Below are 18,889 nucleotides of genomic sequence, written 5' to 3'. Positions count from 1 at the left end.
TCGCCGTCGAAGGCGAAACACGGCCGGGCTGAGGAGGAAGAACCGGTATGACGACGCTCACCGATGTCGCCTCCGGATGGTCGCTGTCCGACCACGTGCCGGACCAGGTGATCGCGAGCTGCCTCTACGACTCCCAGGGGTGGCTGCGCGAGTGGGAGAACAACCCCATCGAGCACCGCGTGCGCCACGCCTACGTCCACACCCGGCCCGAGGGCGCGGACGGGTCGTCCGTGCTGCCGCTCTACCTCACCACCCGGTCGCCCTTCTGGCACGGGTACGAGGTGCAGGTCGACCTGGTGGGCAGGTTCGGCAACCCGATCATCTTCGCCGGGTCGACGTACTCGATGTACAGCAAGCGCGGCCCGGTGCCCGCCGATCTGATCCGCGGCGCGTACGACACCGCGATGGAGTGGATCGCCGACGGCGAGGCGGAGACGCTGGTCGTGCCCAACCTCACCAAGGCGGGCGTGGCCGACTGGGTGGCCACCGTGGAGGCCCCCCGACGGGCCGGGTGCTGCTGGAGCGCACGTACTCCTGCGAGATGTCGCGCGACTACGAGGCCCACGTGCACGAGCGCCTGCCGAACAAGATCCGGCGGGACGTCGCGCGGCGGCTGCGCCGGGCAACCGAGCGCGGGCTGCGCGTCGAGATGGTCGAGGGCGACGCGGCGCACGACCTGGTCCCTGCGGCCTTCCCGCTGACCGTCGACACGAGCGACAAGAACGACTGGCCCGCGCTGTTCGACCAGGAGGCGCTGCACTCCATGCTGCGCGTGCCCGGGGCGATGCTGCTCACCGCGAAGCTCGACGATCGGCTCGTCGGCGCGTTCTTCGCGTTCCGCCGCGGCGACGAGGTCACGTACATGTGCGGCGGGGTCGAATACGCGACGCTGAACGAATACAGCACCTACATCGCGCTGATGTACGGCGGCACCCGGTGGGCCTACGAGAACGGCATGCGCCGCATCGAGTGGGGCCGGGACAACTACCGCTTCAAGGAGCGGCACGGCCTGACCGGGACCAACCTGTACGCCCTGGTCTACACGCCGCGGCCGCAGCCCGACCTCAGCGTGGACATCGCACACATGCACTGGGTGCTGTTCGACTACATCGAGGCGCATTGATGACGCCTGCCCGGAGGCGTGCCGCGCTGCTGCTGATCGCGGTCATGAGCGTCAACGCCTCCTACACCGTGCTCATCCCGTTCGTGCCCGAGCTCCAGCACCGCGCGGGAGCCGACCCGACGGTGATCGCGCTGACCTTCGCCCTGTTCGCCGCGGCCAAGACGCTGTCCCAGCCGCTGGGCGGGCTGTGGGTGGACCGCTGGCGGCCGGGGCACGTCGCGTTCGTCGCCCAGCTGATCGCAGCCGCCGGCATCGTGATCACGGCGGTGGCCCGCGACCCGCAGACGCTGCTGGCGGGCCGCGTCTGCTGGGGGCTGGGGGAGGGGCTCGTGACGCCCGCTCTCTACGCGGGAATGGGCCTGCTGTGCCGCCGGTACGGCCTGTCGAGCAGCCGGTTGATCGGCAACTTCGGCACCGCCGCGATGGCGGGCTTCCTGATCGGCCCGCTGGTCACCGGGGTGGCCGCGCCGCTGGGACTGGAGGCGTTGTTCTTCGCGGGTGCCGCGGTCACGGCGGTGACCGCCTTCGGGCTGTTCCAGGCGATTCCCCGGTCCGGCGAGGAAGGGCCCGAGGAGGCCGAGGCGGACGACGCGCCGGCGGCGGACGGCGCGGGCGCGGGCTCGGCGGGCCCCTGGTGGTTGTGGGTGCTCGCGCTGGGCGCGCTGGACCTGTTCGCCAACGTGATCTACTCGGCCTTCGAGCCGATGCTGCCGCTCTATCTGAGCGCCGGGCGGGACGGCTCGGTACGCGGCACGATCTCGGTGGTCTTCTCCGTCGGCCTGGCCACCTTCGCCCTGTTCACCTGGGCGCTCGGCCGTTACACCGAGCGGCTGCGGCTGATGACCCTGATCCGCGCCGGCATGACGCTCATGGCACTCGGCCTGGCGGGCCTGACCCTGAGCGCGGAGGTGGTGCCGGTCGCGGCGTCCTTCGTCCTGTGCATGGCCGGTGCCGCGGTGCTCTACCTGACCGCACGGCGGGGCCTCATCGAGCTTCGCTCGGCGATGAGCCGTCAGGGGAAGGCGTTCGGGCTGTTCGGTTTCATCGGCGACTCCGGCAACGTGATCGGCCCGATCATCGGTGTCGCCCTGTTCGGCTGGACCGGTGCCACCTCCTTCCTGCTGCTCGGCGTGCTCTGCGTGGTCGCGCTGGTGGGGCTGGCGGCGGTGTCCGGGCGGTTCCGCGGCCCGCGGGCGGCCGAACCCACGGCGACCGCCGGAACCGCCGAGACCACCGGAACCACCCCGGCCCCCGAGAGCACGGAGGCGGCGGTGGCGGCGCAGGAGACCTCGCAGAGACCATCCTGATATCGGCTCGGGTGACAGTGATCGTCGGACTTGTCGAGCAGAATGCGGAGAGATCGAGCTCATGAGTGTCACGCACCAGCAGGTCTTGGAACCCATCGTCTGCGGTCATCCCGCGGCCGCCCGGTTGCTGCCCACCTTCGACGTCGCGCGGCTTCTCGAGGATCTGGACCGCCTGGACGACCACCAGTGGTCGTTGCAGCAGACCTTCACCTCCGCCGGGCTGGCCGAGCGGGCGCCCTACGACTGGCGCGCGCTGCCGCTCCGCAGCCCGACGGGCCGTCCCGAGCGCACCGACCCCGGCGGCGCGGGCCTGGACGAGTTCGCCGACACGCCCTGGCTCGCCCAGGCCCCCTACTTCGCCGAGATCCTGGCCTCGGTTCCGGCCCCCCTGCGCTGCGTGCGGTTGCTCGCGCTCGGGCCGGGCGCGATCGGCGAGGTCCACTTCGACACCAAGGTCGGCTTCCCGTGGGGGAACCTGCGGCTGCACGTGCCGATCACGACCAACCCCGGGGCCGCCCTGATCATCGAAGGGGTGGAGCACCGGTGGCAGCCGGGCACGTTCTGGTTCGGCGACTTCGGCCGGTGGCACCAGGTGCTCAACACCGGCCAGGACAAGCGCATCCACATGATCGTCGACACGCTGATCACACCGGAGACGCTGAGCCTGTTCCCCCCGGACTTCCTCGAGACGCTGTCCGCCGACGAGGTGCTCTACGCCCGTCCCACGGCGCCGCTGGACGACCCCGAGCGCTACCACTGCGCGTTCGAGATCCCCGCGTCCTTCGCCGACTGGGAGGAGGCGGAGGGCCAGTTCCTGCTGCCCCAGCCGAAGCTCGCGGCGACCGTGAACAGCGACGACGACGGTAACCGCCTGGTCCTGACGCTGGACGGTGAGCCCACCTTCGGTCTCGTCCACGTGGGCGAGGGCGAGTTCCGCTTCACCGGCTGGACGGAGGAGCGCACCATCCAGGTCGTGCCCGACGGCGCGGCCCCGACCGTCATCCTGCGGACCCGCAGGGGGACGGCCGAGCGCCGGCTGGAGGTCCCCGCGACCCGGCGGATCCCGTCCGCGGCGTGAACCGTCGTCCCGTCCCGCCGGGCGGCGCGGCCCGGCGGGACGGTCACGACCGGCCCAGGAGGAGACAGTGAAGATCGAGACGGTGAACGGCCTGACGATTGGGCTGGTCGACGTCGGCGAAGCCGAGAACGGTGACTGGGAGCGCCACCGGGGCGAGCTGGACCTGGTCCGGGTCGTGGACCCGCCCCCGGAGTCGTGGCCGCGGCTGCGCGCCGCGGGTTTCGCCGTCCACCCCTCGTGGATCACGTGGATGGCCCCGGTCGCCGCGTCGGAGGAGGAGTTCCTGAGCCGGCTGTCGGTGCAGGAGCGGCGCAACGTGCGTCTCGGGTTGCGCTACGCGGCCGGGCGCGACGTCCGGATGGACGTGGCCGACCCGGTGGACGACCTCGTCTTCGACGACTTCCTCAAGCTGTACGAGCCGCACATCGGCGGCATGCGGCACGGCGTGCCGTACGCGAGCATGGAGCGCGAGGAGATCCTCGGCATGCGCGAGGACTACTTCGCCGTCCAGGCGTTCGAGGACGACACGCTCGTGGGGTGCTGCATGTGCCGCAAGCGCGCCGACGCCTCGACCGTGGTGATCCGGTTCGTGACGACGACCCAGGACAGCCGGCAGCACCGCATCGTCCGCGCCATGTACATGCGGGTGTTCGCGAAGGCCCGCGAGCTGGGGTACCGGAGCGTGTCCCTGGGCACCGACCCCGCGCTCTACGGCCACATCGCCAAGCCGGGGCTGTTCCGCTTCAAGAGCCGGCTGGGCTTCACCCCGATCCCGGCGCGGTTGTTCGGCACGATGGACGACCCCGACGAGGCCACCCGGGTGCTCCGCCTGGACACGCTCACCGAGCCGTCGCTGCTGATCTCGTACGCCATCGCCGACGACGCGGGAGCCGGCGAAATCACCTTCGACACCCCGCTGCGCCTGGACGTGCTGACCGGCGAGGACACCACCGACCCGGAGCAGGACCTGGGGCCGTACCGGGCGCCGTTCCTCACCGGCGTCGGCCTGGTGCGGATCGGCTGAATCCCCGTCCGGCCCCCTCGCCCGGTCCATTGCGGGAGCGCCGTCAGGCCGGTCCCTGATGCTCCACCAGGGCGAGCGCCCTGGTGGGGCTGCCCGAGCCGCCCACGATGGGCAGCGGCCCCACCATCAGCACGGCGCCGGTGGGCGGCAGCAGGGAGAGGTTGCGCAACTGCGTCAGGCCGTACTTCCCCGCGCCGTGGAAGTACCAGTGACAGGGGTACGGACGGTCCGCGAACTCTCCCGCGAGGCCGGCGTCGGTGCCCACGGTCTCCACGCCGATGCCGATGACCGGGGTCTGCTCGGCCAGCCAGCGCGCGCACTCCGGTGCGACGCCGGGCGTGTGCCCCTCGTTGAGGAACCGCGCGGGGTCCTCGCGGCGGGCGTCCCAGCCGGTGCGGTAGAGCAGCCAGCCGCCCTCCGGAAGCTCGCCGTGGCTCTCCTGCCAGCGCTCGACGTGCTCGCGGCGCAGCAGGAAGTCGGGATCGCCCGCCGCCTCCGCGGTGAAGTCGAGCACGACGGCCGGCCCCACGAGACGCCCGGGCGGCACCTCCGACACGTCGTGGGTGCCCTTGCCCGACAACCAGTGCACGGGCGCGTCGAAGTGCGTGCCGGTGTGCTCCGACAGGCGGATGTTGTTCCAGTAGACGGTGGGCCCGGCGGCGTCGTAGTCGCTGATGACCTCGCGGGAGAACGGCCACGGCTGGCCCCGCTCCGGCGGCAGCTTGATGATCGGCGTCTGCTCGGAGAGAGGAGCGGTCAGGTCGACGACCTCGACGACGCCGCGGCGCATCGCGTGGACGAGCTCGGTGAGCAGCCCCATGTCAGGCCACCACGATCTCGTCGCCGGACACCTTCAGCTTGAAGGCGGGCAGCGGCTGGTCCGCCGGGCCGAAGGTGACCGATCCGTCGGTGATGGCGAACCTGCTGACGTGGCACGGGCAGACGATCTCGCCGTCCGACACCTCGTCCACCCGGCAGCCCCGGTGGGTGCACAGCGCGGAGAACGCCTTGAATGTGCCGGCCTCCGGCTGCGTCACCACGACGTCGAGGTCGGAGAGCACGTGCCCGCCGCCGACGGGCACGTCGCCGGTCCGGCCGAGGGAGGTGCCGCTCGGCGGCGCGTCCGCCGTACGGGCGACCTCGCACCCGGAGAGCGCGGCGGCCGCGGCGGCCGCGCCCGTCCCCGCGAGTACGGCGCGTCGGCTGTAGGTAGGGCTCATCGGTTACCTCCGGGGAAGAACCCCGCCTCCGGCGGGGAGGAATCGGACCTGGTCGGGAGGACGGGTGGGAGGACAGGTGAGAGGAGGGGGCGGTCAGCCCTTCGCGAGCGAAAGCTCCCCGGCGGACGCCGAGGCGCGCAGTGCGGCCGCGAACCGCTCGCCGGACCCGCCGGTGGCGGACAAGTGGCCGTCGGGCCGGGCCAGCCACCACACCGGCTGGTCCAGCCCGCCGTACGTCTCCGGCAGCGCCGGCCCGGTGGCCCGGGCGAGGGTGGTCCCGGCGGGCGCCGCGGCCGCCGGGGCGTCCGGGGGGACCACGATCACGAGGCGGGCGGGGAGGTCCCACGGCCGCGCCCGCGCGGCCTCGACGACCGGGAGCGCCTCGGCCACGCCGGGTGCGAAGACCAGGCCGGTGAATCCCGCGCCGAGAAGCCGGCGCAGCCGGGTCGGCACGCCGTCCACGGTGACCTCGCCGTCGGGCGCGAACGCTCCCAGCAGCGGGTGTCCGCGCTCGACGATGGGGGAGTCGGTGTAGGTGTAGGGCTCGGCCATCTTGCCGCTGTTGACGTGGCGGCGGGCGAGGCCGAGGATGCGCGACAGGCGCAGCAGCGCCGCGCGGGTCCAGCGCCTGACCAGGTTGGGCGGCACCATGAAGCGGATGGTCGCCTCGGTCACGCGCAGGTTCTCCAGCGCGGCGGCGTACCGCTCGGTGTGGTAGCTGTCCAGCAGTTCCTCGCCGCCGCGGCCGGACAGGACGAGCGCGAGCTTCCAGGCGAGGTTGTCGGCGTCCTGGATGCCGCTGTTCATGCCGCGCGAGCCGTACGGCGGCAGCGCGTGCGCCGCGTCGCCGGCGAACAGCACCCGGCCCACCCGGAGCCGCTCGACCACCCGCTGGTGGAAGCGGTAGGTGCTGACCCAGTCCACCTCGTACGGAATGTCGCCGATGACCGCCCTGACCCGCTGGTCGAACCGGCCGTCGGCGCGCTCGGCGTCGATGTCGGCGTCCGGCGGCAACTGCCAGTCGATGCGCCAGATGTCGTGCGGCTGCGGGTGCATGACGAGCTGCCGGCCGGGGTTGAAGTGCGGGTCGTAGTGGAAGTGGCGCTCCTGCGCCAGCGGCAGCTTGGCCTTGATGTCGGTGATCAGGAACCGGTCGCGGTGGGTGTAGCCGGTCCACCGGACGCCCATCAGCTCTCGGAGCCGGCTGCGCACGCCGTCGCAGGCGACGAGGTAGGAGAAGGCGAGCTCCCGCTCACCCGTGCCGGTGCGCACGCGGACGGTGACCCCGTCCTCGTCCTGGCGCACGTCGGTCACCTCGTGGTCCCACCGCAGCTCGCAGAGGGGCTCGGTCTCCGCCGCCCGCACCAGGATCTGCTCGATGCGGTGCTGCGAGATGTTGACGAACGGCCCGAAGCCGGGGCCGCGGGGATACCGAGCCGCCCTGATCTCCCGGTTGCGCACATAGGTCCGGGCGACGTCCCAGGTCACGCCTTCCTCGGCGATCGGGTCCGCGCAGCCGAACTTGTCCAGCACCTCCAGCACGTCGCCCTGGATCAGGCACGCCTTGGACCCCTGCTTGACCAGGTGCGGGTTCGCCTCCAGCAGCACGCACGGCACTCCGTGGTCGGCCAGCCGCAGCGCCGCGACCAGTCCCACCGGCCCGGCGCCGACGATGCCGACCGGTGCCTCGATTCCGCTCACGGCGCCCTCCTCGTCTCCTTGTCGGCCTCCAGGACGGCCTCGCCGTCCGCGTGCAGGCCGTTCTCGCCGTTGCCGTGCAGGCCGTTGTCGTGCAGCCCGTTGCCGTTGCCGTTGGCGTGCACACCGTTCGGGTGCAGGCCGCCGCCGGGCACGCCGTTCTGCAGGGTGCGGAACACCGGCAGATCGCGGACGGCCGCCAGGTAGGGCGTGCCCTGCGTGTATCCGGTGCCGGAGGCCTCGCCCAGCATGCGTACGGCCAGCCGGTAGTGGGTCTGGCGCCAGCGGGCGAGGGTCCGCGCGAAGGACTCCATCGCCGCGCCCAGCCGTACGCGGTCCGGCTCGGGCACGCCGGTGCCGAGCAGCGCGGCGCAGGCCTCGTCGAGGGTCTCCTGACCGGCCAGCACCCGCATGCGCACGTCCGGCACCGAGAAGTACGCCTGCGAGTCGATCCGGCCCGGGTCGGGCATGCTGCACAGCGACTCGACCAGCTTGTAGTTGCGCGACTGGATCGCGCTGGCGCCCTCGGTGAACTGGCGGAAGGTGCGGAACGCCTCGACCTGCATGGTGGCGAGCATCGAGAACAGCGGTCCCGACTCCTCCAGCGCGGTCCGGGAGCCGTCGAGGAAGTACACCGCCCGGTCCACCTCGCCCTGCCGCAGCGCCGCGATCGCGCCGCGCAGGTGCGTGGACAGCAGCGCGAAGGTGGTCTCGAACGCCTGGAGCACGCGCAGGAAGAGGTACTCGTCGTGGATGGTGTCGACGGGCAGGATGCTCAGCTTCATGGCCCGCCGCTCGGCGAAGGACATGTCGCCGCGGACCGCCGCGCACGCCTGGCGGGCCTGGTCGGCGGGGCCCACTTCGGTCAGCCCCGAGTCGAGCGCCATCCGGCCCAGCACCGGCCGCAGCACCCGCAGCCCGTGCCGGTAGCGCTTGCCGACCACGGCCGCGTCCGGCCGCATGCGGGGCAGCAGCGTCGTACGGCCGTCCTGGGCGGCCAGCTCGAAGGCCAGCGCGTCGGCCACGAGCTGGGCGATCAGCCGGTCGCACCGCGGCCGCGCGAAGAGGGCCTGCTCCAGGGGGTCGTCCGGCCCGGGGAGCTGGAGCAGCGACAGCGCCAGATACGTGGGGTAGTCGTAGCGCTGGTCGGGTTTGTCCAGGGCGGTGTCGAGGAAACTGGCGAGCGTGTGGACGTGCGGCCACGGCCCGTGCAGGGACGGCAGCAGCGTCCGCGCCTCCGCCAGCATCCGGAGCAGTTCCGGGGGCACGAAGTGCTTGCCGACGTGGTGATACTCGCGTACCACCGCGGCGTAGGGGAACTTCATCAGGTCGGGATTGCGCAGCCAGGAGCTCAGCTCAGCTGTGGACACGGACACCACCGCACGATCCATGCTTGCTTCGGTACGCCGAGACGGCCGCGCACAGAGCCGCGACGTCGCCGGCGTCGTTGTAGAAATGACACGAGATCCGGACGTACCGGCCGCGTGGGCTTACGCTGACGCCGTGTTCGGCGAGGAACCGGGCCAGCGACTCGGGCTCGGGGTCGAAGAGGCACAGGTGCGCGCCGCGGGTCCGCCGGGGCGGCAGCACGACCTGTTCACCCCGCTCGCGCAGGCTTCCTGCGGCCAGGTCGGTCAGGGCCAGCACGTGGTCGCGCACCTCGGCGAGGTCGAGCGGCTCGACGAGGTCGAACCCCGCGTTGGCCGCGTAGGCCGCCGGCACCGCGGGCGTCCCGGTCTCGAACCGGGTGGCCGCGGCGGGGAAGTCCAGCAGGCCTACGTCGAAGGCGAAGGGATCGACGCGCCCGAACCACCCGGTCAGCACGGGATCGAGACCGAGTGACCCCGGCGCGCGTACGTAGAGGAAGGCCAGGCCGGGCAGGCCGAGCAGGTACTTCATGGTGCCGGCCACCAGGAAGTCGCAGCCGAGTTCGTCCACCCGTACGGGCCGGACCCCCACGGCCTGGTAGGCGTCCACGAACACCGGGGCACCGGCGGCGTGCGCGATCGCCGCGATCTCGGCGACCGGCATGACGCGGCCCTCGGCGTAGGTCACCAGCGGTACCGACACGAGCCGGGTGCGCTCGTCGATCAGCGCGGCGTAGTCGGCCACACAGTCGCCGGCCCAGTCGCCGGCACCGTCGTCGCCGTACCCGTCACCGTACCCGTCGGCGGTCTCGTCCACGGGTTTCCCGGCACAGGGAGCGTGGACGACCTCCGTGCCGTCGCGGCACTGCGCGAGCCACACGTGGGAGATCGACGGGAATTCCGCTGTGCTGCTCACGATCCGGTGCCGTCCCCGCCGCCGGCCCAGTGTGGAGGCCACCTGGTAGGCCCCGACGGAGGCGTTGGGCACCACGGCCACGCGCTCGGCGTCGGCGCCGATGAGCCGGGCGAACCGGGCGCGCGCCCGGTCGACCTGCCGCGAGAACCGCTCCCACGCGCCCGCCCCCAGGGTCATGTCCGCCGCCATCCGGCCCAGCGCGTGGTCGAGGTCGGTGGAGCGGGCGCCCAGGCTGCAACTCGACAGGTGCACGGTGCGTTCCAGCATCGGGAAGCGCCGCCGGAACGCCGCCGCGGCGCTGCTCGTGCCGCTCATAACGCGGTCTCTGCCATGGGGCCGGTGCGGGTGAGCTCGTCGCGCAGCTGCCACAGCTCCGGGAAGAACTTGTAGTTGATCAGGCTGGCCAGGACGTCCACGGGGGTCCCCTGGGTGCCCACGACCTGATGCCCGATCACCCGCGTCGCCATCTTGTAGTGCCGCACGCGCCACAGGGAGATGCGCTCGTCCCACTCGATGAGCGCCTCGGCCAGCCGGTGTTCGGGGCTGTGGAGCCCGCTCCGGTACAGCTCGGCGAGGTCGAGCCCGCGCCGCCGGACCATGGCGGCGAACGCCGCTTCGAGCCGGCGCCCGCACCCCCGGATGGCCCGCCAGCCGGGTGAGTCCGCGCCCGAGCCGTGCCCCAGCACCGTGCGGATCAGCTGGAAGTCCCACGGCGACAGGTGCCGCATCATCTCCAGCTGGCCGGTCACCAGCTCGATGCCCAGCGACGCCCGGCCGAGCAGGCCCGTGGCGCTCTCCAGCTCCTCCGCGCCGATGCGCTCGGCGGCCTCGTCGAGGTCGGCGCAGGTGAGCTTCAGCCACAGTTCGGTGGTCTGGTGCACGACCTGGAAGAGCAGCTCGTCCCGGTGCACGACCTCGTCCGGGCCGCGTTGCAAGGACAGCAAGGTATCGGTCCGCATATACCTCGCGTAATCGGTGTCACCCTCGCCGGTGAGCACCTGCTTGGAGTAGTCCTTCATGTAGCGAACCCCAATGTCTCACTCGTCGACATTCATGGGGCGACGGTACGAGGACGTCCTATCATCCGGGTCTCAGTGAATTGCCGGTTATGCGCGGGCGTACGGAGAATCGGAGACCCGGCACAGCCGGGCCGTCAATTCTTCCGCAGGGCGAATCGACAAACAATGGACGGGAGAATCCATGTTTGCTGCCCGGAAACTGCTGGGCCTTGTCGGCGTATTGCTGATGACGGCCGCGCTCACGCTCGCGCCGGGACCGGCCGGAGCCGAGGAGGTGACGTTCACCAGCGACGGAACGCGATTGAACGGCACCGTTTTCGCTCCTCCCGGGACAGGCCACCGGCGTCCCGGCCTGGTGCTCGTCTCCGTGTCCGGCTGGCTGCCGCGCGAGGAACTGCACAAGATGGTCGCGCCCTTCGTCGAGGCGGGCGTCGTGACGTTCGTCTACGAAAAGCGGACGGCCGGATATTCGGCGACGCAGCGGTCCTATTCCCAGCTCGCCGACGACGCGCTGGCCGCGGTGCGGCTGCTGCGCGCCCGCCCGGACGTCGACCCGGATCGGGTGGGGCTGTGGGGCATCAGCGAGGGAGGCTGGGTGGCGCCGCTGGTGGCCGCGCGCTCGCCGGAGGTCGGTTTCGTGGTGCTGCTGGCGGCCAGCGGCGTGCAGCCGGCCCGGCAGACGGCCTGGCACCTCGACAACCTGCTGCGGCACGACGGCGTGTCCGGCCCGCTCGCGCTCAACGGCGTCCGGCTGGCCGAGGGTCTCGGGCAGTTTCCCGAGGCCGCCTTCGATCCCGCGCCCGCGCTGACCCGGGTGCGTCAGCCGGTGTTCGCCGTGTGGGGGGCGGACGACCACACCGTCCCGCCCGCCGAGTCGATGGCGGTCGTCCGGAACGCGTTGGAGCAGGGCGGCAACCACGACTACACGATGCGGGTCGTCTCCTCGGCCACCCATCCGCTCGCCCGCGGCACGACCTGGATCGTCCCCGAGTTCTACGACCTGGTGACGGCGTGGCTGAAGAGCCCGAAGGCGGCCGGGCGGTCCGACGCGCCGCCCTCGCAGGAACGGACCAGCCTGCCCGTCGAGCCGCACACCTGGTACGAGTCCGCCTGGGCGCAGGGCGGCGCGCTGCTGCTGATGGCGGTGCTGTTCTCCGCCTACCTGGGCGCCGGGCTCGTCGGGCGGAGGCGGCGGCGCCGGGCCGTGGCGGCATGGGGGCCTGAGGGGGCGCAGCAGGGGCCGGAGCGGGATCCGGGCATGCGCCGGACCGCCCGTCTCCTGGCGGTCTGCGGGCTGCTCGCCCCCCTCGGCCTCGTCTGCTACGTCGTCGCCCTCCTGCTCACCCAGAGTACGGGCGCCGTCGGCGGGGTGGTGGTGCCCTACCTGGCGCTCCGGGGGGTCGTCCTGCTCGCCGTCGCCGCGATGGCCTTCGTCGCGGCCGCATGGTGGCGCGCCCGGCGGCACATCACCCGGGCGGAGCGCGTACGGCTGGGCCTGCTCCTCGGCGGCGGCGCGGTGCTGCTGCCCTGGGCGGCCTACTGGGGCCTGCTGTTCGGATGACCCGTGGCGACATCGACCAGGGGACATCTGGCATACCCCGTCCACGACCCGTCGGGCACGACCTAAGACCCAGGTGATAACCCGTATGTCTAGCGTCGCAGCCGTGGCACTTCTCGGGTGGCTGAAACCGCAGCGGGCGCGATTCCGGGTCGCCGCGCTCGTCGTCGCCGCGCTCGGCGTGACCGCCCTGACCCTGCACACCCAGCGGCCCGCCGAAGTGCGCGTGGAGAGCGCCTTCGTCGAGGTTCCCGCCGGGCCCGGCGCGTCCGGGCAGGTGAGCCTGGACACCAGCCTCTACCTGCCGACGCGCACCCCCGCGCCCGCGGTCCTGCTGGCCCACGGGTTCGGCGGCGACAAGCACAGCGTGGACGCCGAGGCGTACGAACTGGCCGAGGCCGGGTTCGTCGTGCAGACCTACACGGCGCGCGGTTTCGGCCGCAGCGGCGGACGGATCGGCCTGAACGACCCCGATCTGGAGGTCGCCGACGCGCGGCGGCTGCTCGACCGGCTGGCCCGCAGGGCCGACGTGCTCAAGGACGGTCCCGGCGACCCCAAGGTGGCGGTCTCCGGGGCGTCGTACGGCGGAGCGCTGTCCCTGCTGCTGGCCGGGCTCGACCGCCGGATCGACGCGCTCGTCCCGGTGATCACCTACAACGACCTGATGCAGGCGCTGCTGCCGAACTCGGCCGGCGCCCCGGTGGCGGCCACGCCGTCCGCGACGGCCTTCGCCGCCGGCGGCGTGTTCAAGAGCTCGTGGGCCGGCTGGCTGTACTCGATGGGCTTCGGCAGCGATCCGGGCGGCGAGGGCGGGCAGTTCGGCGACTCCCCCCAGTGCGGCCGGTTCACGCCGGAGATCTGCCGCGCCTACACCGAACTGGCCACCACGGGCACGCCGACCCCGGCGCTGGAGCGGCTGCTGCACCGGCTCTCGCCCACGTCGGTGGTGGGCCGCATCACCGCGCCGACCCTGCTGGTGCAGGGTGAGCAGGACACGCTCTTCGGGCTCGACCACGCCGACGCCACCGCCCGCCAGATCGCCCGCGCGGGCACCTCGGTGCAGATGGTGTGGTACGCGGGCGGCCACGACGGCGACCGTCCCGACGCCGCGCTCCGGGCGCGCATCGCGGACTGGCTGCGCCTGCGGCTGCTCGGCCGGGGGACCGATCCCTTCGGCCCCTTCGAATACCAGGTGCAGGGCTCGATCCGGCCGGACGGATCGGCGGCGGTGCGCACCGTGCGGGCCCGCGCCTACCCCGGCCTGCTCTCCGGCGCGACCGGAAGCTGGTCCGCCCAGCTCATCGGCGGCGAGCAGACGATCGTCAACCCGCCGGGAGGCCAGCCGGCCGCCGTGAGCGGCATCCCCGGCCTGAACGGCTACCTGTCGCGCACGCCGTGGCTCGCCTCGATGGTCGGCATGGACCTGCCCGGGCAGTCGGCGAAGTTCTCCACCGCCGCGCTGAAGGCGCCGCTGCTGGTGGCCGGCGTGCCCACCGTACGGCTGCGGGTCTCCGCCGTCGGCGCGCCGGGGGACGGCGCGCTGTTCGTCAAGCTGTACGACAAGGGCCCCGACGGGACCAGGACACTGCCCGGCAACGGGGTCGCGGCCGTCCGGCTGCCGTCGCTGCCCGCCGACGGATCCCCCGTCGAGGTGAACGTGAGCCTGCCCGGCATCGTCCACTCCGCGGTGAGCGGGCACGAGCTGGAGCTGACCGTGGCGACCACGGACCAGACGTACCGCCCGTCGTCCGCCCCGGCGGTCTACCGGGTGGCGGTGATCGGCGCGCTGCGGGCGCCCGTCGTGCCGGGCACGGCAATGGAGACGGCCTGGCCGGTCGGCAAACTCCTCGGCATCGCCGCCGTCCTCGGTGTGGGACTGCTGCTGAGCGTACTCGCGGGCGTGCGCCGTCGGCAGCCCGACTTCGATCCCGCGCTGGCCGGCACCCCGCTGGTCGTCGAGGGGCTGACGAAGAGCTACCCCGGCGGGGTGAAGGCGGTGGACGGACTGTCCTTCCGCGTCGGGCGCGGCCAGGTCCTCGGCCTGCTCGGGCCGAACGGCGCGGGCAAGACCACGACCCTGCGCATGCTGCTCGGGCTGGTGAAGCCCACGGCGGGCACCGTGCGGGTCTTCGGGCACCGGGTCACGTCCGGCGCTCCGGTGCTGTCGCGGATCGGGGCCTTCGTGGAGGGCGCCGGCTTCCTCCCGCACCTGTCGGGGGCCGAGAACCTGCGCCTCTACTGGGCGGCCACCGGTCGGCCGGCCGCCGAGGCCCGGCTGGACGAGGCGCTGGAAATCGCCGGCCTGGGCGACGCCGTGGAGCGCAGGGTGCGCACCTACAGCCAGGGCATGCGGCAGCGGCTGGCCATCGCGCAGGCCATGCTGGGGCTGCCGGACCTGCTGGTGCTCGACGAGCCCACCAACGGTCTCGACCCTCCGCAGATCCACCACCTGCGCGGGGTGCTCCGGCGGTACGCCGCGACCGGCCGTACGGTGGTCGTCTCCTCGCATCTGCTGGCGGAGGTCGAGCAGACCGCGAACCGGGTGGTGGTCATCCACCGGGGCCGCGTGATCGCCGACGACGCCGTGGGCGCCATCACGGCGGGTTCGGGAGAGACCGGCTTCGCCGTGGACCGTCCCGACGTCGCCGCCGGTCTGCTCCGCGCGGTGCCCGGCGTGTCCGACGTACGCGTCGAGGAGGGCACCGTGTACGCCAACCTCGACGGCGTCGCCCGAGGGGAGACCGTGCAGCGTCTGGTTCTCGCGGGCGTGGCCGTCGACCGGGTGGCGCCCCGGCAACGGCTGGAGGAAGCCTTCCTGCGGCTCGTCCAGGAGGAATCGTGAGGAGTGTGACCCGGTGACCGCTCCGGAACGTGAGGCGACGACCACCCGCCAGGATGTGACCACGCAGGACGCGGGCGGCCCGGTCCGCGACGCGCCGCCGTACGACGGAGACGCGGCGACGACCGGCCAGAACACGGCCCCTCGCACCGGCCGCGACGTCGGCCGGAACTCCGACCGCGACACGGGCCGGAGCGCGGGCCAGAACCTCGGCCCGGGCCCGGGCATCGGCCACACCACTGGCCACACCACCGGCCGGAGCGCGGGCGGGGACCTCGGTGCCGCCTTCAGCGTCTCCACCGGTGCTTCGGCCGGTGCTTCGGCCGGCGCGGACAGCGAGGCCGGTGCGGACGTCGGGGGCGGTGCGGACGCCAGGACCGGCGCGGCGGCGGGATACCGGCCGCGGGGAACCCTCCGCGTCCTGGTCGAGCTGCGCAGGCAGTGGCGCCGCAGACGCACCCAGCTCGTCTTCGCACTGATCGCGCTGCTGCCGCTCGTGCTGGTCGCGGCCTTCGAGATCGGCGGGCAGGACCCGGCGCGCAGCGCGGTGACCTACGCCGACCTCGCGGTCACGAGCGGCCCGAACTTCGTCGTCTTCACCCTCTACCTGGCGGGTTCGCTGCTGCTGCCGGTCGTGGTCGCGTTGTTCTTCGGGGACGCGGTCGCGAGCGAGGCGTCGTGGTCGAGCCTGAAATACCTGCTGGCGATCCCCGTGCCCCGGCTCCGGCTGCTGCGCCAGAAGGCCGTGACGGCAGCGCTGCTCTCCCTCCTCGCGCTCGGCCTGCTGCCCGTGGTGGCGCTGATCGCCGGCGTGATCTGGTACGGCCCGGGCGACGCGACCAGCCCGGCCGGAGACGCGGTCCCCTTCGGTCGCAGCGTGGTCATGCTGGCGGTCGCGGTGGGCTACACCGTGGTGCAGCTCGCCTGGGTGGGGGCCCTCGCGCTCTGGCTGTCGGTGACCATCGACGCCCCGCTCGGAGCGGTCGGCGGCGCCGCGCTGGCGTCGGTGCTCTCCCAGATCCTGGACCAGATCACCGCACTGGGGTCCTTCCGCGACCTGCTGCCCACCCATCACGCCTGGGCGTGGATCGGTCTCTTCGCCACCGACGCCGACGTGACCGGCATGGCCGACGGCCTGCTGGTCTCACTGGTGTACGCGCTGGTCTTCGGCGTGCTCGCCGCCTACCGGTTCAGCCGCAAGGACATCACGACCTGACCACCAGGCGAGGCAGCGTCAGAGCCGCCTCCCGGGGCGGCGTGCGGAGCGGACGCCAGAGGCAAGCGCAAGAGGCGGCGCCACAGGCAGCGTCTGAGGCGCCTTTGAGGGCGCCTTCCGGGACGGCTTGAGAGGCGGGCGTCAGAAGGACGACTGGGAGACGCTTGGGGGACGCACGGGGGAACGGTCAGGCGGAGCGTCAGGCGGTGGCGCCGAGCCCTTCGCCGAACCCTTCTCCGATGCTGTCGTTGAGGCGGCGCAGGGGCGAGACGCGGGCGGCGCCCCGGCGGTGCCAGACGAGCCCGCCGCCGTCGCGCCTGTCCGGGCTGACCACGCGGACGACCCGGGCCAGCAGGATCGTGTGGTCGCCGCCGTCCAGCGCGCCGGCCGGTTCACAGCTCACGCGCAGCCGTACGTCGGTCAGCTCCGGCGCCATGCCGGGGTGGACGTCCAGGCCGCGGAACCTGTCGACGGGTGAGGCGAACCGCAGGGCCAGATCCTGCTGGCCGGGTTCGAGCACGTGCAGGCACAGCTCCCGCGCGCCGACGACGGCGTCATGGCTCAGGTTGGCCCGGTTCAGGCAGACGAGCAGCATGGGCGGAGACAGGGAGACCGAGCACACGGCGTTCACGGTCAGGCCGCACATCCGGCCGTCCGGCGCGTAGCACGTGAGCACCGTCAGCGGTGCCGCCATCTGCGCCATCGCCTCGCGGAAGGTGTCGCCGTCGACCGACGGGGCGATGTCCGGCAGGGGTGTCGTCCTCGGGTCATCCCGTCGAATGATCACCCTCCGACCGTAACGGGCCTGCCTATCATCCAGCTCTCGCCGCCCGGCGGGAGACGCCCTCCGCGCAGGTCACAGGCCCCGGCGCGAGACCCCGCCCGCGATCCGCCCGCGATCAGGCCGTCATCCGCTCGCGAGCCAGCCGGGCAATCCGGCGCGGCACAAGGCAGGGCAGACCAGGGCCAGCAGCGGAGCGCAAGGCAGCACAGTGCATGCACCAGCGCAGGGCGCGGCGGGGCTGTGCGGTGCAGTGCGGGACGAGAACGTCACGAGAGCACGTCGAGCCTGGGCGCTGGTGCAATTGCATCGCCGGTCCGCCCGCCGCCTGCCGCGCGTGGGCCGGACGTGCCACCCGGAAGCGTCCAGTCGAGGAGATCGCGTCATGACATCGAACCCGCGGAGGCTTCCTGCGCCACCCGCTCCCTCAGAACCGGCGAACTCGGCGCCCGTCCGCCTGCGGTCACGGCGGGGGAGGGCGGCGCGCGCCGGCGCGGCCGTGGCGATGGGCGTGCTGGCGACGGTCGCCGTGCTGCCCGCCGCGGACGCCACCGCGCAGCGCAGCGGTGTCCTGGGCGGCCAGACGTCCGGGCCGGTGATCATCGCGCATCGCGGCGCCTCGGCGTACCGGCCCGAACACACCCTCGCGGGGTACGAACTGGCGGTGCGCATGGGGGCGGACTACATCGAGCCGGACCTGGTGCTGACCAAGGACGGCGTCCTGGTGGCCTCGCACTCGCCCGAGATCGGCTCGACGACGGACGTCGCGAACCACCCCGAGTTCGCCGGGCGCATGAAGACCAGGAGCCTCGACGGCTGGGAGATGACCGGCTGGTTCGCCGAGGACTTCACGCTGGCCGAGCTGAAGACCCTGCGCTGCAGGGAGGACGAGCCGTCGATCCGCCAGCACACCACCATCTACGACGGCCGCTACCAGATCCCGACGTTCCAGGAGATCATCGACCTGACCCGGCGGCTCTCGCGGGAGCTCGGCCGGGACGTGGGCATGTATCCGGAGACGAAGAACCCCACCTACTACCGCAAGCTCGGCATGCCCATCGAACCCAAGCTCGTCCGCGCGCTGGAGGCCAACGGGCTGAACACGCCGCGGGCCAAGGTGATCGTGCAGTCCTTCGAGGTGGGAAATCTCAAGGAACTCCACAAGCGGCTGCGGGTGCCGTTGATCCAGTTGCTCTACAAGGACGGCGCACCGCCCGACTTCGCCGAGTCCGGTGATCCGCGCACCTACGCCGACCTGGTCACTCCGGCCGGACTGCGGGAGATCGCCACCTACGCCGCCGGCATCGGCCCGGACAAGGACATGGTCATCGGACGGAACCCGGACGGCACGCTGGGCCAGGCCACGAACCTGGTCCGGGACGCCCACCGCGCGGGCCTCGTGGTGCACGCGTACACGTTCCGCGCCGAGAACGACACCCTGCCGAAGAACTTCCGGTCGTCGGACCGGGACGGCGACTACGGCGACCTGTTCGGCGAGCTGAAGAGGTTCTTCGCGGCGGGCGTCGACGGGGTGTTCACCGACAACACCGACATCGGCGTCGCGGCACGCGCCGAACGCTGACCCGCCGCCCATCCCTGCCGCCCGTCCCCGCCGTACGGCGCCGCGCGAACAGCGCCGTACGGATCGGGGGCGGACCTCTCGTGACGTGCCGGGATGCCGGTAACCCGGACGGAGCCCCGCGCGGATCGGGGAATCTACGGGCGGAGCGTCAGGAAAGGGGC

The 18,889-nt window shown here is 72.6% G+C and carries 16 protein-coding genes; 9 read left to right on the top strand and 7 right to left on the bottom strand.

Translation table 11 applies throughout. From position 1 onward, the window contains the following. The first annotated feature begins 47 nt into the window (after window positions 1-47). The 5 genes from HHX37_RS37385 to HHX37_RS38020 all read left to right on the top strand — a co-directional run bounded on the left by HHX37_RS37385 (window position 48) and on the right by HHX37_RS38020 (window position 4,532). Window positions 48-701, top strand: coding sequence for a hypothetical protein (locus HHX37_RS37385; RefSeq protein WP_259406926.1), 654 nt, complete (start codon window positions 48-50; stop codon window positions 699-701). Further along, window positions 590-1,123 carry a GNAT family N-acetyltransferase gene (locus tag HHX37_RS36020; protein WP_310740655.1) on the top strand — a complete coding sequence of 178 codons (534 nt, stop codon included), beginning with the start codon at window positions 590-592 and terminating at the stop codon, window positions 1,121-1,123. Before HHX37_RS37385 ends, HHX37_RS36020 begins: the two co-directional genes overlap by 112 nt. Further along, window positions 1,123-2,430 carry an MFS transporter gene (locus HHX37_RS33325; RefSeq protein ID WP_111701509.1) on the top strand — a complete coding sequence of 436 codons (1,308 nt, stop codon included), beginning with the start codon at window positions 1,123-1,125 and terminating at the stop codon, window positions 2,428-2,430. Before HHX37_RS36020 ends, HHX37_RS33325 begins: the two co-directional genes overlap by 1 nt. Before the next feature lie 61 nt (window positions 2,431-2,491). Continuing rightward, complete coding sequence (locus HHX37_RS33320; protein ID WP_182883650.1) at window positions 2,492-3,508, top strand: aspartyl/asparaginyl beta-hydroxylase domain-containing protein; 1,017 nt, start codon at window positions 2,492-2,494, stop codon at window positions 3,506-3,508. Window positions 3,509-3,575: 67 nt separating this feature from the next. Beyond that, window positions 3,576-4,532 carry a GNAT family N-acetyltransferase gene (locus HHX37_RS38020; RefSeq protein WP_182877295.1) on the top strand — a complete coding sequence of 319 codons (957 nt, stop codon included), beginning with the start codon at window positions 3,576-3,578 and terminating at the stop codon, window positions 4,530-4,532. A gap of 43 nt (window positions 4,533-4,575) precedes the next feature. Here HHX37_RS38020 and HHX37_RS33310 read toward each other — a convergent pair whose 3' ends face one another. From HHX37_RS33310 to HHX37_RS33285, 6 genes are all read right to left on the bottom strand, one after another. Then, window positions 4,576-5,352, bottom strand: coding sequence for a cyclase family protein (locus tag HHX37_RS33310; protein ID WP_111701506.1), 777 nt, complete (start codon window positions 5,350-5,352; stop codon window positions 4,576-4,578). A 1-nt stretch (window position 5,353) separates the two neighbouring features. Beyond that, a complete protein-coding gene (locus tag HHX37_RS33305; RefSeq protein WP_111701505.1) occupies window positions 5,354-5,752 on the bottom strand; it encodes a Rieske (2Fe-2S) protein in 399 nt (132 codons plus the stop codon). A 93-nt stretch (window positions 5,753-5,845) separates the two neighbouring features. Beyond that, window positions 5,846-7,453: an FAD-dependent monooxygenase gene (locus HHX37_RS33300; protein WP_220499861.1), complete on the bottom strand. Its 1,608-nt coding sequence runs from the start codon at window positions 7,451-7,453 to the stop codon at window positions 5,846-5,848. Next, window positions 7,450-8,820, bottom strand: a complete 1,371-nt coding sequence (locus HHX37_RS38015) for a hypothetical protein (protein ID WP_208799647.1) — start codon at window positions 8,818-8,820, stop codon at window positions 7,450-7,452. The genes HHX37_RS33300 and HHX37_RS38015 overlap by 4 nt, the downstream gene beginning before the upstream one ends. Beyond that, window positions 8,807-10,048, bottom strand: coding sequence for an aminotransferase class V-fold PLP-dependent enzyme (locus HHX37_RS33290; protein ID WP_220503347.1), 1,242 nt, complete (start codon window positions 10,046-10,048; stop codon window positions 8,807-8,809). The genes HHX37_RS38015 and HHX37_RS33290 overlap by 14 nt, the downstream gene beginning before the upstream one ends. Beyond that, on the bottom strand, window positions 10,045-10,752 hold the full coding sequence (locus HHX37_RS33285) for a tryptophan 2,3-dioxygenase family protein (protein WP_111701504.1): 708 nt from the start codon (window positions 10,750-10,752) through the stop codon (window positions 10,045-10,047). Before HHX37_RS33285 ends, HHX37_RS33290 begins: the two co-directional genes overlap by 4 nt. A 181-nt stretch (window positions 10,753-10,933) precedes the next feature. Between HHX37_RS33285 and HHX37_RS33280 the strand changes: the two genes are divergently transcribed. The 3 genes from HHX37_RS33280 (at window position 10,934) to HHX37_RS33270 (ending at window position 16,365) form a co-directional block, all read left to right on the top strand. Beyond that, window positions 10,934-12,313 (top strand): alpha/beta hydrolase family protein, encoded by a 1,380-nt coding sequence (locus HHX37_RS33280; protein ID WP_182887933.1) that lies wholly within the window; start codon window positions 10,934-10,936, stop codon window positions 12,311-12,313. A gap of 103 nt (window positions 12,314-12,416) precedes the next feature. Next, window positions 12,417-15,152, top strand: a complete 2,736-nt coding sequence (locus HHX37_RS33275) for an alpha/beta fold hydrolase (RefSeq protein ID WP_220503346.1) — start codon at window positions 12,417-12,419, stop codon at window positions 15,150-15,152. A 13-nt stretch (window positions 15,153-15,165) separates the two neighbouring features. Next, a complete protein-coding gene (locus HHX37_RS33270) occupies window positions 15,166-16,365 on the top strand; it encodes an ABC transporter permease (protein WP_310740652.1) in 1,200 nt (399 codons plus the stop codon). A 199-nt stretch (window positions 16,366-16,564) separates the two neighbouring features. Here HHX37_RS33270 and HHX37_RS33265 read toward each other — a convergent pair whose 3' ends face one another. Next, window positions 16,565-17,152 carry a flavin reductase family protein gene (locus HHX37_RS33265; protein ID WP_182883645.1) on the bottom strand — a complete coding sequence of 196 codons (588 nt, stop codon included), beginning with the start codon at window positions 17,150-17,152 and terminating at the stop codon, window positions 16,565-16,567. A gap of 379 nt (window positions 17,153-17,531) precedes the next feature. Between HHX37_RS33265 and HHX37_RS33260 the strand changes: the two genes are divergently transcribed. After that, window positions 17,532-18,728 (top strand): glycerophosphodiester phosphodiesterase, encoded by a 1,197-nt coding sequence (locus HHX37_RS33260; RefSeq protein ID WP_259406925.1) that lies wholly within the window; start codon window positions 17,532-17,534, stop codon window positions 18,726-18,728. The last annotated feature ends 161 nt before the right edge of the window (window positions 18,729-18,889 follow it).

This window comes from Microbispora sp. H10885 (assembly GCF_014161415.1).
GTDB classification, from domain to species: Bacteria; Actinomycetota; Actinomycetes; order Streptosporangiales; family Streptosporangiaceae; genus Microbispora; species Microbispora triticiradicis.
Note: the sequence above shows the minus strand (reverse complement) of the source record. Positions and strands in the feature narration are given on the sequence as shown.